Genomic DNA, 15,746 nt, shown 5'->3' with positions numbered 1-15,746 from the left:
TTTTAAGAAGCAAAATTAGTATTTATGCTTGTAATATCACTTCTTTAAAATCAGATTTTGGTGCACCACACAGGTTGCATTCATAATCTTCTGGAAGTTCTTCAAACGAAGTTCCAGGAGTAATGTCGGCCAATTCGTCTCCAATTTCAGAATCGTATACAGACATACAGTGTGCACACTGGTGTACTGTATTTTCTCCCAGTCCGGTATCGCTAATTTCTGTAGGCTTGGCTATGTTTTCTGTATTATTGTCTAACTGTTCAAAGTACAATTGACTTAATTGCATTAACAATCCAGGTAATTCTATCTCTTCTACGTTTTGAGCGTGCGAAATATACTCTTTGGTATTAGGATTAAAGTTTTTACAGTACAACACGTTGTAAGTACTAAAGTTTTCGAATTCGTTTACAATCTTAGGCGATGGATTTTTCTCGATCACCATAGAGGTAAAGTACTGTGTGTTTCTGTCTCTTTCTCCGTATCCAATGGTCAATCCATAAGTGCTTATATCGTTCTGGTCGAATGATTTTACAATAAAACGTTTTAGTTTTAAAGCTTCTTCATTGTCTACAGGTAAATGCCAGTTTAATTCTAAAGACGAGTGACGAACGTTGATTCCTCGTTGTCCTAAGAATTTTTCCAACATAAATTTATATTCTTTGTCAATACCTTTAACAATAATAGATTTCCAAGGAGTAATACAAATTCTACTTATTTTGTAGTCCATGCAGAAGTCGCAAAAGTCTTCTAAGAACTTAATGTCGTATTGATTGTTTCTCCAATACAGACCTAGCCAATATTGGCTAATTCCCATTTTGTTCATTCCTTCGTAATAAGGAAATGGTTTGTATGGAATAGATAAAGGTTCAGTAATTACCTTATTGTTGGTGTCTACCAATTCGTTTACACGGTTGTATAAATCCTGAATGTTGGTAAAGTTTTGGTATTCATCTTCTATTACTTTTGCAATTTTAGAGATGTTCCAAGTGTATACTAGAACAGGATAATTAATGTCCTTATCCCATCCAGGAAGATTTAAGTTTAAGAACCAATAATCTGGATCTTTAGAGGCAATAAAGTTTAGCTGTCCATTGTAAATAGGAACTAAGTTTTGTTGCGGATCTACCAAGTTTATTTTTAGGGCAGGATTGTATTTAAATTCTTCGTGTAAGTACAAGTAGGTAGTAGCACTTAACCAAGATGTTTGCGGGAATACATCAGCACAAACGTATGAAGATACAATGTTTTGAAACTTGTGGTTTTCTTCTATGTCCTGTTTAAATTCAGGGAAATAAGTTTTTAGTAAATGTTCCTGATTCTCTTTTACTGGCAACAGAATATCCTGTCTAGAACCAAAGCTAATGCTGTTTAAGTTTAAGGCTTTGGCTAATTGAATAATTTGTTTTAATTCATTAGGAGTAGTTACTCCTCCGTTGATAAAAATTCTTTTTAACGTATCCATTTTGCTTAAGCGTTAACAGTCATTAATGATTCTTTTAAAATATCTCTTACTTCTGGTTTACAACTACCACATCCCATTCCTGCACCAGTAGATTTACATAGTTCGGTAAAGTCTGTACATCCTCCGTCTATAGCTTTTTGTAAGTTTCCTTCTCCAATTTGGCTACAAGAACAAACTAATTTACCTAGTACTGGTTCTCCACCACCGCTACCACGTAGCAGCTCATCTCTTTTGTCAGATAATTCTACTCTATCTTCTATTAAAGTCTTGAATTCTGCAAATTCTTTTTTGTCTCCCATAAGAACACATCCTACCAATACATCGTCTTTAACAACACATTTTTTATAGTAACGTTTGCGTTCGTCTGTAAGAATAATTTGTTCGTAAGATTTGTCTCCTTTAGGAATTTCTATATTCCCAATACTACACAAGTCTAAGTTTTCAAATTTTAAGATGTTCATTAGTACAGATCCTTGATAGATACTTCCTAAATCTCCTAAAATATATTTTGCTGCAATATCTGCTTGTTGTTCTGCAGCAGAAGTAATTCCGAACAACCAACCACCAAACTGAGCAATTTCTCCAAGAGCAAAAATACTTGGGTCGCTAGATTGTAAGTGTTGATTTACTTCAACTCCTCTTCCACATTTTAATTTTATATCTCTTGCTAGTTCAATATTTGGAATGGTACCAATAGCGTATACAACGGCATTGGTTTTAATCACTTTTCCAGTTTTTAATCTAACTTCTAATTCTGTTTCTTTATCTGTTTCAAAAACAGTATCTACCTCGTTGTTGTAGTGAACCTGAATTCCTCTTTCTGCAACATCTTGTCCAAGCAATCTACTAGAAACTAAGTCTAACTGACGTTCCATTAGTCGGTTTGCTCGTTGTATAATACTAGATTTAATGTCTATTTTAGATAAAGAAGCAGCAAGTTCTAATCCTAATAATCCACCACCAACAATAGTAACATGTTGTTCGCTTTCTGGCAATCCAGATTTCTCTAGGTGTGCTTTTAATGCATCGGCATCTTTTCTGGTACGCATGGTAAATGCACCAGGAATGTCCATTCTGTAGTTGTTAGGTACAAAGGCTCTACTTCCTGTAGCCATAATTAAGATGTCGTAATTGTGCGTGTTTCCGTTACTATCAACAATTGTTTTTTCTTCTTTGTTAATTTTTTGGATGCTACAACTTGCATGTAAGGTAACCTGTAGTTTATCAAGTTCTCCTTTCTTAATCTTTTGTAATTGCTCCCATGTCATCTCTTCGTTAATGTATTCTGGTAACATTACACGGTTGTAGAATGGGTATGGTTCTAAAGAAAATACATCAATCTGATCTTCGTAATTGTGCTCTCTATAGGTTTGTATAAATCTGTAAGAAGCAGAACCCGCTCCAATTAAACAAATTTTCTGTTTTTCTTTCTTGTATTTTGTTACCTGAGCAACTGCGTGCTTAAAATCAGGCTCTTTAGAAGTAGGGTCTATTAATTCGTTGGTTAAGTTATTGGCACGACCAAAATCGTCTCCAGATACTCTACCAAAGTGCATTGGCATAAAAATAGAGCCTTTTTTAATGTCTTTATTAATAACAGCTTTTACTCTAGTAGTACCTCTTTCGTTACTTACAATTACCACGGTTCCTTCTTCAACTCCTCTTTCTTTGGCATCCTCTTCGTGCATTTCTACATAAGGTCCTTCTATGTGCGTTAATAAACGTTTAACCTTACCTGTTTTGGTACGTGTATGCCACTGATCACGAATACGACCCGTATTTAAAATTAAAGGGTGTTCTTCTGTAGGTTGTTCCGATTGGTTAAATATTTGTTGAGGTACATTAAAGTTGGCTTTTCCGTCTTTAGTGTAGAATTTATTGTCTGTAAATAACCTTGGTGTTCCTTCGCTGTCCTCAGTAGGAACTGGCCATTGTACCGTTCCGTTTGCTTTTAATTTGTCGTAAGATAAACCAGTAATGTCAATATTGGTTCCTTTGGTCATCTGTACGTATTCTTTGTAAACTTCCTCTGCATTGTTGTAATCAAAACCTTTGTACTTCATTGCTTGTGCAAATTTCCATAAGATTTCTACATCTGGTAATGCTTCTCCAGGAGGTTCTATTCCTTTTTCTAAGTAAGAAATTCTACGTTCTGAGTTAGACATAGTCCCTTCTTTCTCTAACCAACCTGCTGCAGGTAATAATAAATCTGCAAATTTAGTCGTTTCTGCATTATGAGAAATGTCTTGTACTACTACAAATTTCGCTTTCTTTAGTGCTCTTTCTACTTTGTTAGAGTTTGGTAAACTTACAACTGGGTTTGTACAAATAATCCAAATGGCTTTTAAATCACCTTTGTCTAATGCATCAAACATTTTAGTTGCTGTGTACCCTGGTTTAGGGTTTATAGGATTAGATCCCCAGAAGTCAGAAACTTCTTTTCTGTGTGCTGGGTCTTCTAAGTTTTTATGAACCGCTAATAAATTTGCCATTCCTCCAACTTCACGACCTCCCATTGCATTGGGCTGTCCTGTTAAAGAGAAAGGACCAGAACCTGGCTTACCAATTTGCCCTGTAACCAATGAAATGTTTAACAAAGAAACATTTTTATCTACTCCAATAATACTTTGGTTTAATCCCATGGTCCACATACTTATGAATCCTTTGGCATCTCCAATGTATTCTGCAGCTAATTTTATTTCTTCAACCTTAATATCACAGATTTTAGCAGCATCTTCAATCGTGGTCTCAAAAACTAATTTTTTAACGTCTTCAAAATTGTTGGTATAGTTATTTATAAAATCGTAGTCTGCTTTTCCGGTTTCAATCAATTCACGTACAATTGCATTGTTTAAAACAACATCGGTACCTTGTTGAATTTGTAAATGCAAATCTGCCATAGCAGCTGTTTGCGTTTTTCTAGGGTCTACAACTATTATTTTAGTGTCTGGGTTGGCTTCTTTGTGTGCTTCTAATCTTCTAAATAAAATAGGGTGACACCAAGCTGGGTTTGCTCCAGTAATTAAGAAAGTATCAGCCAGTTCTATATCTGCATAAGCAATAGGAACAGAATCTTCTCCTAACGTTTTTTTGTATCCTACTACAGCAGAACTCATACATAGTCTGGAATTGGTGTCTATGTTGTTGGTTCCAATAAATCCTTTAGTTAGTTTGTTAACTAAATAGTATTCTTCTGTTAAACACTGTCCAGATACGTAGAAACCAACACTGTCAGGTCCATGCTTGTCAATAATCGATTTAAAAACAGCAGCAGCTCTTTCAAAAGCAGTGTCCCAAGAAACTCTTTTTAAAGGATGGTTTTTACTCCATTTCATTTCTGGGTACAAAATCCTGTCTGTAGTGTCTTGTGCTACATAGTGAAGATTCATTCCTTTGGAACAAAGCATTCCTTTGTTTACTGGGTGTTCTGGATCTCCTTTTACTTTTAAAGTTCCATTTGCATCTTTGTCAACTATGATTCCACAACCTACTCCGCAGTAAGAACAAGTTGATTTATATGATTTATTTACAGACATGTGATTTGTATTTAGATAGAATACTGATACAAAGATATTAAAAAATTACGTAAATTTTAAGTATAAATACGTAGATGTTGTTTTAAGACGTAAAAAAAAGACCACCTGCGATAGCAAGTGGTCTTACAAAACAAATATTTAAAAAAATGAAAAAACTATTTTACGTATTTCTTAATCCATTCTTGCTCGGAAAGAGCTTTGAATTTTTTAACACCTTTGTAAGGGTCGTTACCCCCCATAAAATAATTTTGAATCGTAGCCATTGGTATGGTGTCTTTCATTAAAGTGGCTGCTTTCGCCTGGTGATTTCCGTGGAAATCGTGACATTGTAAACAAGTACTCCACATTCCTTTGTTAAACAGTTCTTCATGTGGAATGTCTACTGGGTCGTTTTTAACTTTCGTATCGCTATGACAGTTGATACAATAGTTACCGTTTGTCAACGTAAGTCTAATTCCGTTGTGTTCTGTATGACATGTTTTACAGTTCGTAGCATCAATCTCTTTTACAGCTTTTTTATACTTAGGCTCTAAGAAACGATGTGTAGGGTGTCTGTCATTGTCTCTTTCGTGACAAGCCAAACATTTTTTGGTGTCTGCAGGCAGCGATCCAAATTCAACAGCGTGTTTTCTCATACCTATTGCGTATTGGGAGTTGGATTGAATTTGCTGCATCCAGTTACCCTTAGCATCAGAGTGACATGTGTTACAAGAAAAACCTTCATGACCCGTATTCATAGGTCCTATACTCATGTATTCCTCTGCAGGCTTTACAAATATTAAAGTACAAACGGCTATAGTTGCTACTACAATACCGATGATAATACCATAAAATTGTCTTTTTCTTAAAGGGTTTATTTCGAACATATTAATTATGCTATTTCTATGGTTACTTTTTCGCTATTTGGGTAAGTTACGCAGGTTAATACTTCACCATCTTGTACTTGGCTTTCGCTTAGAATATGACCTTTGCTCATAGTGGCTTCACCATCTATACATTTTCCAATACAAGTACTACACATTCCAGATCTACATGAGTAGGGAAGAGGAATGTTGTTGTTCATGGCTGTTTGCAAAATGGTTTTATCTCCAGGGACTTCCATTTCGTACGTTTTTCCTTTGTATTTTAAGGTAACTTGTGCTTTTAGGTTTTTACCAGATACTTTTACAGCTGGAGCTTTAAAGGCTTCAAGCATTATTTGGTTTCTCTGTATTCCTTTTTCTTTTAAAAGCTTAACGGTGTTGTCCATAAATCCACTAGGTCCACACATCATGTATTTATGTGGTTCAAAAGCTAATTCATGTTTTAAGAAAATAGTTTCTAGTATTTCTGTTGTTAAGAATCCTGAGTGATAATCGGGGTTGTCGTTTTCTGCAAGTACGTGTTCTACAGAAAAACTATGAGGGTATTTTTTTGCAAGTTCACTAATTTCGTTAAAGAAAATAATATTGTCTTTGTCTTGATTTGCGTAAATCAATAACACTTTAGATTTTGGTTCTTTTAGTAAAACAGACTTTGCAATAGAATAAACAGGGGTAATTCCACTACCTGCACCAAAAAGAACATATTGTGTAACGTTGTCTTTGTTGGGGTTTACTAAGAAACTTCCCATTGCTACATCTACCTTAACGGTGTCTCCTACCTTTAAAATATTGTTAATGTAGTTGGATACGTAACCTCCTTTTACTTTTTTAACAGTAATTCTTAGATCTGTTTCTGTGTCTGGACTACTACTAAAAGAGTAGGCTCTTTTTACTACGTCTTTCCCTATTTTAAAATCCAACATAATGAATTGTCCAGGTAAGTACTTAATCTTTCTGAAAAAATTACCATTTTTAAAACAAACGGTTACAGCATCCCTAGTTTCTGGGATTATTTCTTTTACTTTTAGTTTCATTAATTATTCAGGTTTATTTGTAGTAGAAAACTGTTCCTATATGCAGAAACATAATTACTGTTATCAACATGGAGAAACCTACGTGTAAAATCATCCATGATTTAAAGACCCAGTCTTTCTGAGATTTAATCACATCTAAATTGATGGTTCCTAGTAGCATGTTAGATAGGAATACGTAGCTTAATAATCCTAGGTATCCGTATCCAAATGATGTAGTGTGTATGTAGAATAATATGGGACTAAATACACCAATCCATTTATGAATTTCCGTAAAAAGAAGAGATTTGGCTCTAAGTTTAGGGATGATTCTTACAAAAGTAAGTGACCATTGAAAAGCAATAAATATTCCTAAAGCTAAACCTGTCCATCTAGTGAACATTTCTTGAGCTTGAAGCGTTTCAAGGGCTTGAATTTTTAGTCCTAGTATATCCTGTAGCAAATAGCTACAGAATAATACTAGTCCTATAATAGTTATGATCTTTTGATTTTTCATCAAATCTGATTAAAAATTATTTCATTAAAGAAGACATGGTAGTGTATGCAGATAATTTTCTTACACTATCAATAAATACTTCTGGAGTTGGTAAGTATTTACCTGCAGATGGCCATTTGTCACCAACTGTTGGTTTTTCACTTTCTTTAAATGCAGCAATTTCAGCTAAGTAGTCGTTGTAGATTGCTTTTGTACCATCTCTGTATGCTTTTAACACACCCATAGCTTCTGTGTAGCTTAAAGAGTCTTTAGGATATTGCCAAGTAGTAGCACCCATTACGTCTCCTAATTTCCAGTCTGTTTTAGTAGTTTGTGGGTGTTTGTTATGACAGCTTACACATGGAGCAGCTCCGGCAACATCAGCAAACATTGCAGTGTATTGTTTTGCCTCTTCGTCAAAGAAATGAGCAGGTTTTCTGTCTTTTTTAATTTGTTCGAACAATGTAGCTTGCTTTCCTTCTAATTTGTTAGAAGCGTTGATTGGGAAGTCAGATCCTAAGTATAGACCTAAAGGCACATCTCCTTTACGAATATCGTTTGCAATTCCTCTTAAAAATAAAGCTGGTAATGGTCCTGCTTCTACAGCTTCGTCTTGCCAGTCTTCGTCGAATTTAAATCCTTGTTTTTTACCACCACCAACAATAGCTTTTGTGTATAAAGTTCTTGTAATGTCGTTCTCGTGTGCTACCATAGTTAATACGTCTGCAACTGCAAATGCTTTAGACTCTGTGCTTGTAGTCGTAGTTTCTTCGGGTACCCCTCCACAAGAGATTACTATTAAAGAGCAGAATAGAGTAGCTTTTTTTAGGTATAGTTTGATAGTATTCATGTTGATTATTTTTAGTTGATTATTATAATGAATGTGAGTTGTTTAGTAAGCAGCTTCAATCATAACAGAAGCCATCACTCCGTATACATCTGTCCAAGCTTGTTTTACTTCAGGAGTAAATTCGTCACCTAAACCAGCGGCTAAAGTATCTAATAAAGCGGCTCCAACTGTATCGTAGTGAGATTTTTCTACTCTGTAAGCAACATGTCTTTTACCTAAGTCTTGTAAAACAGGAATTAAGCCTTCTACGTTAGATAAACCAGCAACAGCAGCAGATAACATAGTCATTAACTTGTTTCCTTGCTCTTTCATTTTGTCTTCGTCTGCAGCAGGGAATAATGGTTTTAAATTAGGATCTAATTCAAACAACTTAGTGTAGAAGATTTCTGCAGCAGTAGCGGCAATTGGTTTCACTTTTTCAAAAGAAGTCTGAACCAGTTCAACTGTTTTTGCTGGAATGATTTCTTTTTCCTCTACAGCAACTTCCTTCTTCTTTCCGAATAGTTTTGATAAAAAACTCATGGTATATATAAAATTTAGAATTAATACTTAGTTTGTCTACGTAAAAATACGGAGTATGTATCTAGTGGTGTATGTGTAACTGCAAAGTGGCGGGTGTTTTATTATGTATAATTATATGTTAATTGATAGTTTTTAAGATGTTGGTTTTTAAGTATTTGTTTTTTTTTGATGATGATTTTTTGTGTGCATAAACGAAAAAAGCTCAAGCAATAATGCTTGAGCTCTTAACACTGAATAATTAAGGATTAAGGAATTCCTTAATGTTTTAAATATCTTATAAGAATTTAGGAGCGATGATTAACATAACCCATGCCCAGTTTTGAGCACCTTGAGCAGATACACCATCTGGCTCAAAGAATTGAGAGTATCCTCCAACAACTTTGTATCCTTTAAATCCTTTAGCTACAACTAAATCTAATTCAGATCCTAAATCTTTTCCGTCTAAACCAACCGCTCCAGTGTTACTTCCTGGTGCAGTAGCAACGTCTTCAACTTCTGTAAAGATGTGACCTTTTAAAGATACTGCAGCTCCAGCAATTTTAGTTGCTACAGAAGCGTGAAAGTCATTTAAACCTCCAGCGTTACCATTGTTACCAACATAGAATCTATCCATTAAACCATTAAACTTGTGGTTTGTACCGTATAATGGGAAGAAAGCAGCTGAGTCGTCAGTTCTACCAGAGATAGTTTCGTACCCTAAACCTAAAGTAACTTTGTCTAATTTGTAGTCAGCATCTAAACTAGCTAAGTATGCACCGTCAACTGTAACATCTCCAGCTCTTTGACCGTCTTGGATGAATGCGTTTAAGTGTAATCCTAACCCTCCAACTTTATAATCTGCATGAATACCAGCAGTTGTTAAAGTCGATTTATTTTCAGTTCCGGCTTGGTAAGTGTTTACTAATCCTAATAAACTAATGTTTAATCCACCGTATTTTTTGTTAACTCTTAAGAATCCCATGTCTCTGTATGAGAATAAGTTAGCTGTAGGGTACACAGTACCAGCATAAGTGTTTAAAGATGCTCCTAAGTCTAAGTTGTAACCGTCTTTAGAGTATTTGTAAACAACAGCATCGTGAGTTCTTGCTTGTTGTGCCCATCCTAATCCTCCTAAGATTCTTTGATCGTCGTAAGATAGTGGTTGACGTCCAATTTTTAAACTAGCATATTCTCCTAATTTCAAGTCAGCCCAAGCCTCCTGAACTCTTAAGTTTCCGTTACCTCCAGCAGAAATTTGAGGTCTATCACCTAAGAAGAAAACTTCTTGAAAGCTTGTAAATACAGTGTAAGAATCTGTAGTGTAAGTAGCTTTCAATGCAGCTCTAACAGAAGTTTTGATAAATGCTTCAGAACCAACAGCAGCTGTGTTACCTCCTGGTGTAGCTGGAGTGTTAGTAAAAGGACCTCCGTTACCACCTAATTCTGTACGTGGTCTAAATTCTCCAGATAAAGAAAATTTTTGAGCCTGTGTGCTTGCGATTCCAGCTAAAGCAAAACCAGCAACTAATAATGATTGTTTAAGTTTCATAATTTTGAAGTTTAATTTAATTTATTATCTAATTTGTAATATTAAGACTGTTGGGTCTTAATTCATGTGATTTTTGTCATGTGCTTCTTAGTGCTCTAAGAAGTCTATTAAGTGTTTTCTGTACTTGTAATAATCGTCGTGCTCTAAAATTGCTTTACGAGTTCTTGGTCTTTCAAAGTCAATAGATAAAACATCTCCAATTTTAGCTTTAGGACCACTGGTCATCATTACTACACGGTCTGCTAAGAAAACTGCCTCATCCACATCGTGTGTAATCATTAGAGCAGTAATTTTTTCTTTGTTCCATACATCAATTAATACATCTTGTAACTGACCACGGGTTAAAGAATCTAACATCCCAAATGGTTCGTCTAATAACAATACTTTTGGTTTTATAGCAAATGCTCTTGCAATACCTACACGTTGTTGCTCTCCTTGAGAGATTTCAGAAGCTCTTTTATTTAAATAAGCATCCATTCCTACTTTATGTAAGTAGTATTTACAGATATCTTCTTTTTGCTTTTTAGTAGCGTGTGGGTATACCTTTTTTACCCCTAACATTACATTGTCTAAAACAGTTAGCCAAGGCATTAAACTAGGCGATTGAAATATAACACCTCTGTCTGGTCCAGGTCCTTTAATACTACTACCTAATACTGTAATTTTTCCTCCTGATATTTCATTTAATCCAGCAATCATAGAAAGCATGGTTGTTTTTCCACAACCAGAGTGCCCAATAATTGTAATGAATTCTTCTTTCTTTATTTGTAGGTTTAGGTCTTCTAAAACTACGTAGTCTCCCTTTGGTGTTGGGTATACTTTCTTTAGGTCTACTAAGTCAAGCATTACATCGTTAGAGGGGAATTTTTCTATTTCTTTGTGTCCTGTAAACATAATCTTCAGTGTTTTATTTAGAGTGCCATCTAAAGTCTTTTGGTTGAATATCTGGTAATTCGTATTCAGCCGTACTTTGAGCAGCTTGCTCTTCTCCTAAGTTCATTAAATACTCAATAATTGTATTACGAGTTTTTTTATACTCAGGGTTATCATTTAAACTAGTCTTGTCTCTTGGTCTTTCTATATTCACTTTAAATTCTGGTCCTAAAGTTGCTTTTGGTCCTGGTTTTAAAGGAATAATTCTGTCTGCCATGTAGATTGCTTCATCTACGTCGTTGGTAATTAACAGAGCGGTTCTTTTGTTACGCTCCCAGATTTTTAAAATTTCATCTTGTAAATTACCACGAGTTAAAGCATCTAGTGCTCCAAGAGGCTCGTCCATAATGATCATTTCTGGATCCATACATAATGCTCTGGCTACAGATACACGCTGTCTCATACCTCCCGAAAGTTCCTTAGGTCTTTTGTTGGTAGCATGAGTTAATCCAACCATTTCTATATATTCTTTTACACGAACATCTTTTTCTTGTTTAGAAGCTTTTGGAAAAGCTTCTTGTATTGCCATATCAATGTTTTGATATACGGTTAACCATGGAAGTAAAGAGTAGTTTTGGAAGATTACTCCACGTTCGTGGCTAGTGTCTTCAACCTTTTTTCCTTTAAAAAGAACTTCTCCTTCTGTTGGTTCTAGTAAGCCATTGATTAAGTTTACTAAGGTGGTTTTTCCACTACCAGAGAAACCAACAATGGCTACAAACTCTCCTTCTTCAATACTTAGGTTTATATTGTCTAATATTTCTCCTTTGTACTCCTTGGTGGGATTGTATGTTTTGTATATGTCTTTTAATTCTAAAATTGCCATAATTATTCAGTTTATAGTTTGTTATATAGCGTCTTTTTCAAAAGAAATTAATCCTTGGATAAGTGTCATGATTTTGTCTAATGCAAAACCAATCAATCCAATAACAAACATGGCTACAATAATTTTTGAATTTGAGTCGTTCGCTCCATTTTGGAATTCTTCCCATACAAATGATCCTAAACCAGGAGATTGTGCTAATAATTCAATTGCGATTAATACCATCCAAGCAACAGATAAAGTAATACGTAAACCTGTAAAGATTAATGGTAATGATGCTGGTAGTACAACTTTGGTGATTTTCTGTAATGGTTTTAGTTTTAAAACAGAAGCAACGTTAATGTAATCTGTGTTTACAGACGATACTCCCATTGCAGTGTTTACTAAAGTTGCCCACATAGAACATAATCCAACTGATATAAATGATATGATAAAAGAGCTATCTCCGTCAGAGTTTCTTAATAAGGTGGTAACTACCATTGTTACTAATAATAACCACACTACAGGAGAAACAGGCTTAAATATTTGTATAATCCAAGTGATAGAGGCTCTTAATGTTTCGTTCAATCCAATAATAATACCTATTGGAACTGCAATAAATAAGGCTAATAAGAAACCGGCAAATACCGTTTTTAAACTTGTTAAAATCTGATCAACAAACGATGGTCTACCTGTGTATGTGATGGCTTTTTTTCCAGCAGCTACACGTTTTTCGTTCATTTTTTGTGTTCTAGCTTTAAATGCAGATTTGTCTGCGCTTACTACCTTGTAGTCAATTAATAATGTGTAATAAGCATTTTTTGTTTGAAAAGGAGAAGGCAATGTTACTGGTACTTCTTTCTTTTCGTCTGGAGTTAAGGCACTCTTAATTTTATAAGTACCATCTTCTTGTGCAATTGCAACTGCGTTTACATCGTCTCTTTTTAATTCTTCCAATGCTGCAGGATCGTCGCTTACAATGTATTCTCCATTTAATTTTTTCTTAGCTGATAAAATTAGTTTAGCTACTCTATCTGCTTCTTTGTCTCCACCAACTTCTCTTGCTTTTTCAATTTTTGATTCTGAAAGACTATCGTACAATGAATTTGCTGCAATGTTCCATAAGAACATAAAAGCGATGATAGAACCCAATGGTGCGATGATTTTCTTGAAAATTTCATTCACATTCTTCTTTGGGTCTTCTTTGTATATTAATCGAACGATTGGTTCTAAGAACCCCAAACCGATAAATTTAATTACTCTAATAATTGAATCTTTCATGATATATTTTTGTGTTTCCTTAATACTTACTTAATTCTTCAGTGTGTGTAAGCTTTTTTTAAATGCAGAGCACTGGTTAGGTGCTCTGCATTGAGTATTTAATCTATGTGTAGATTAGTCTTTGTTACCAATTTTGAATGAGTTGATGTATCCAATTGGATCTTTACCATCATACTTAGTTCCATCAATAAAGTCTGCAGTAGCTGGCTTGTATCCATCAGTTTGAGGAATATCAGTAGCAGGAATTTTTCCTTCTTTTACTAATAATTCAGCAGCTTTCTTCCAGATTCCTGGCTTGTAAATATCTTTTGCTTTGTTAGCGTACCATTCAGCTGGCTTAGATGCTGGAATTTGACCCCATCTTCTCATTTGAGTTAAGAACCATACTGCATCAGAGTAGAATGGGTAAGTTGCGTTGTAACGGTAGAATACGTTAAAGTCTGGCATTTCTCTTTTGTCTCCTTTTTCGAATTCGAAAGTTCCAGTCATAGAGTTAGCTAATACGTTTACAGGTGCTCCTACATACTGAGGCATAGATAAGATTTCAACAGCTTCTTGTCTGTTTCCTGGAGTATCTAACCACTTACCAGCTCTAATTAATGCTTTTGTAATTGCTACAGTAGTGTTAGGGTATTTTTCAGTAAATTCTTTAGTTAATACAAATACTTTCTCTGGGTTGTTTTTCCAAATATCGTAGTTTGTTGTAACAGGAACTCCAATACCTTTAAATACAGCTTGTTGGTTCCATGGCTCTCCTACACAGTATCCGTAGATAGTTCCTGCTTCTAATGTAGCTGGCATTTGTGGCGGAGGAGTTACAGATAATAAAACTTCAGCATCAACTTGTCCTTGAATGTTATCAGAAGAGTACATACCTGGGTGAATTCCAGCTGCAGCTAACCAGTAACGAATTTCGTAGTTGTGTGTAGATACAGGGAATACCATACCCATTTTAAAAGGCTTTCCTTCTTTTTTGTAGCTATCTACTACTGGTCTTAATGCTTCTGCACTAATTGGGTGGATTGGTTTTCCGTCAGCTCCTTTTTTAACGTGTGGTTTCATACCGTCCCATACTTTGTTAGAAACTGTAATACCGTTTCCGTTTAAGTCCATAGAGAAAGGAGTTACTAATTCAGCTTGACGTCCAAATCCTGCTTGAGCAGCAATTGGCTGACCTGCTAACATGTGAGATCCATCTAATTGTCCATCAATTACACGGTCTAATACGTTTTTCCAGTTAGCTTGTGCTTCTACAGATACGAATAATCCTTCTTCTTCAAAGAATCCTTTTTCTTTAGCAATTGCTAAAGGAGCCATATCTGTTAATTTAATGAAACCAAAAGTTAACTGTGGCTTCTCAATTTCTAAAGTTTCAGCCACTGGAGCAGCCTCTTCTGTTTTTGTCTCTTTTTTCTTACCACCACAAGAAGCTAATAAAATAGCTGCTGCGAATAAAGAAGAGATCTTTAAGAATGTAATTTTCATATTCGATGTTTTTAATTAATTACGTACTAATACTTAGATGAGGCAAAGGTATGTACGTAATTTATTTAGGTAACACCTGGTTTTACACGTTGAAACAAGTTTTTAGGCATAAAAAAAACTGCCTGAGGGCAGTTTTTGTATTTGTTACTTAGGTATTTACTTAGTTTGTTAGCTGTCTAAGAAGAAGTTGTGTTCAGAGATTTCTTTCTTTAACTTATTGACGTCTAATATTTTAATTAGTTTTGCTTTGGTAAAGATCAATTCTTCTTTCTTTAAAGCAGATAAAATACGTATTACTTGTTCGTCCGTAGTTCCTGCGTAGTCTGCCAATTCTTTTCTAGATAGTTCTAGTCCTACGTTGCCAGATTCTTGGTTACCAAACTTTCTAAATATATATAAAAGCATGTCGATAACTTTTTCTCTAACGGTCATTTGAGACATGGTTTTAACTTTGGTTTCACTTCTATTCAGTTCATTTGCGTAGAAATGCATAAAGTCAAAAGTTACTTTTGGTTCAGACATTAAAATATCTTTAAGTAATGTAGAAGAGAAGTTACATAATATAGTGTCTTCAATTGCGGTAGCACCAATCTTGTAAGTTTCTCCCATACCAAAACCACGGTGTCCAATAACTTCTCCGTCTTTGGATAGTCTTAATATTTGTTCTTTTCCGTTGTATCCGGTTTTAATCACTTTTACTTTACCACTATATATAAAGTATAGGCCGTTTACAGGAGCCCCTTCCATAATAAACTGTCTGGACTTTTTACATTGGATCGTGTGTTTTTGATCCGTAATGTTTGGGTCAATGTTGTTTATGTGGTTTAGATTCTTTTTAATCAGGCACTTCTCATTAGTGCAACTCGAACAGTTGTAACTCATTTTTACTACGTATTTATATGCAAATTTATGAATTATTTTGTCAAACTAAGTATTTCTACGTATATTTGCATTATCTTTACAAAGTAAAACAAACTT

13 protein-coding genes are annotated in these 15,746 nt (G+C 34.9%); all 13 read right to left on the bottom strand.

Annotated elements, in window-relative coordinates; all coding sequences use genetic code 11:
- Positions 1-22: 22 nt before the first annotated feature.
- Positions 23-1,462, bottom strand: a complete 1,440-nt coding sequence (locus tag ACXHHC_RS08190; protein ID WP_458229143.1) for a rubredoxin — start codon at positions 1,460-1,462, stop codon at positions 23-25.
- 5 nt (positions 1,463-1,467) lie between these two features.
- Positions 1,468-4,998, bottom strand: a complete 3,531-nt coding sequence (locus ACXHHC_RS08185) for a molybdopterin-dependent oxidoreductase (RefSeq protein ID WP_458229142.1) — start codon at positions 4,996-4,998, stop codon at positions 1,468-1,470.
- A 155-nt stretch (positions 4,999-5,153) separates the two neighbouring features.
- Positions 5,154-5,864, bottom strand: coding sequence for a cytochrome c3 family protein (locus ACXHHC_RS08180; protein ID WP_458229141.1), 711 nt, complete (start codon positions 5,862-5,864; stop codon positions 5,154-5,156).
- 5 nt (positions 5,865-5,869) lie between these two features.
- Positions 5,870-6,895 carry a 2Fe-2S iron-sulfur cluster-binding protein gene (locus tag ACXHHC_RS08175; protein ID WP_458229140.1) on the bottom strand — a complete coding sequence of 342 codons (1,026 nt, stop codon included), beginning with the start codon at positions 6,893-6,895 and terminating at the stop codon, positions 5,870-5,872.
- Positions 6,896-6,908: 13 nt separating this feature from the next.
- Complete coding sequence (locus ACXHHC_RS08170; protein ID WP_458229139.1) at positions 6,909-7,388, bottom strand: hypothetical protein; 480 nt, start codon at positions 7,386-7,388, stop codon at positions 6,909-6,911.
- A gap of 16 nt (positions 7,389-7,404) precedes the next feature.
- Positions 7,405-8,217 carry a c-type heme family protein gene (locus ACXHHC_RS08165; protein ID WP_458229138.1) on the bottom strand — a complete coding sequence of 271 codons (813 nt, stop codon included), beginning with the start codon at positions 8,215-8,217 and terminating at the stop codon, positions 7,405-7,407.
- A gap of 42 nt (positions 8,218-8,259) precedes the next feature.
- A complete protein-coding gene (locus ACXHHC_RS08160; protein WP_458229137.1) occupies positions 8,260-8,739 on the bottom strand; it encodes a globin family protein in 480 nt (159 codons plus the stop codon).
- A gap of 274 nt (positions 8,740-9,013) precedes the next feature.
- Entirely contained in the window at positions 9,014-10,267 is a 1,254-nt protein-coding gene (locus ACXHHC_RS08155; protein WP_458229136.1) for an alginate export family protein, read from the bottom strand.
- Between the two features lie 87 nt (positions 10,268-10,354).
- Positions 10,355-11,161 (bottom strand): ABC transporter ATP-binding protein, encoded by an 807-nt coding sequence (locus tag ACXHHC_RS08150; RefSeq protein WP_458229135.1) that lies wholly within the window; start codon positions 11,159-11,161, stop codon positions 10,355-10,357.
- A gap of 13 nt (positions 11,162-11,174) precedes the next feature.
- Entirely contained in the window at positions 11,175-12,026 is an 852-nt protein-coding gene (locus ACXHHC_RS08145; RefSeq protein WP_458229134.1) for an ABC transporter ATP-binding protein, read from the bottom strand.
- 21 nt (positions 12,027-12,047) lie between these two features.
- Positions 12,048-13,283, bottom strand: a complete 1,236-nt coding sequence (locus ACXHHC_RS08140) for an ABC transporter permease (RefSeq protein ID WP_458229133.1) — start codon at positions 13,281-13,283, stop codon at positions 12,048-12,050.
- Positions 13,284-13,397: 114 nt separating this feature from the next.
- Positions 13,398-14,768 carry a CmpA/NrtA family ABC transporter substrate-binding protein gene (locus ACXHHC_RS08135; RefSeq protein WP_458229132.1) on the bottom strand — a complete coding sequence of 457 codons (1,371 nt, stop codon included), beginning with the start codon at positions 14,766-14,768 and terminating at the stop codon, positions 13,398-13,400.
- Positions 14,769-14,936: 168 nt separating this feature from the next.
- A complete protein-coding gene (locus ACXHHC_RS08130; protein ID WP_458229131.1) occupies positions 14,937-15,515 on the bottom strand; it encodes a Crp/Fnr family transcriptional regulator in 579 nt (192 codons plus the stop codon).
- Positions 15,516-15,746: the final 231 nt, after the last annotated feature.

This window comes from Wenyingzhuangia sp. IMCC45574 (genome assembly GCF_054182685.1).
This window is presented reverse-complemented; position numbering and strand designations above follow the sequence as displayed.

Excerpts from the sequence above, each read along its gene's own strand:
- ACXHHC_RS08135 (WP_458229132.1), bottom strand. The coding sequence starts at position 14,768 with ATGAAAATTACATTCTTAAAGATCTCTTCTTTATTCGCAGCAGCTATT.
- ACXHHC_RS08175 (WP_458229140.1), bottom strand. The coding sequence starts at position 6,895 with ATGAAACTAAAAGTAAAAGAAATAATCCCAGAAACTAGGGATGCTGTA.
- ACXHHC_RS08165 (WP_458229138.1), bottom strand. The coding sequence starts at position 8,217 with ATGAATACTATCAAACTATACCTAAAAAAAGCTACTCTATTCTGCTCT.
- ACXHHC_RS08180 (WP_458229141.1), bottom strand. The coding sequence starts at position 5,864 with ATGTTCGAAATAAACCCTTTAAGAAAAAGACAATTTTATGGTATTATC.
- ACXHHC_RS08145 (WP_458229134.1), bottom strand. The coding sequence starts at position 12,026 with ATGGCAATTTTAGAATTAAAAGACATATACAAAACATACAATCCCACC.
- ACXHHC_RS08160 (WP_458229137.1), bottom strand. The coding sequence starts at position 8,739 with ATGAGTTTTTTATCAAAACTATTCGGAAAGAAGAAGGAAGTTGCTGTA.
- ACXHHC_RS08130 (WP_458229131.1), bottom strand. The coding sequence starts at position 15,515 with ATGGAAGGGGCTCCTGTAAACGGCCTATACTTTATATATAGTGGTAAA.
- ACXHHC_RS08150 (WP_458229135.1), bottom strand. The coding sequence starts at position 11,161 with ATGTTTACAGGACACAAAGAAATAGAAAAATTCCCCTCTAACGATGTA.
- ACXHHC_RS08155 (WP_458229136.1), bottom strand. The coding sequence starts at position 10,267 with ATGAAACTTAAACAATCATTATTAGTTGCTGGTTTTGCTTTAGCTGGA.
- ACXHHC_RS08140 (WP_458229133.1), bottom strand. The coding sequence starts at position 13,283 with ATGAAAGATTCAATTATTAGAGTAATTAAATTTATCGGTTTGGGGTTC.
- ACXHHC_RS08190 (WP_458229143.1), bottom strand. The coding sequence starts at position 1,462 with ATGGATACGTTAAAAAGAATTTTTATCAACGGAGGAGTAACTACTCCT.
- ACXHHC_RS08170 (WP_458229139.1), bottom strand. The coding sequence starts at position 7,388 with ATGAAAAATCAAAAGATCATAACTATTATAGGACTAGTATTATTCTGT.
- ACXHHC_RS08185 (WP_458229142.1), bottom strand. The coding sequence starts at position 4,998 with ATGTCTGTAAATAAATCATATAAATCAACTTGTTCTTACTGCGGAGTA.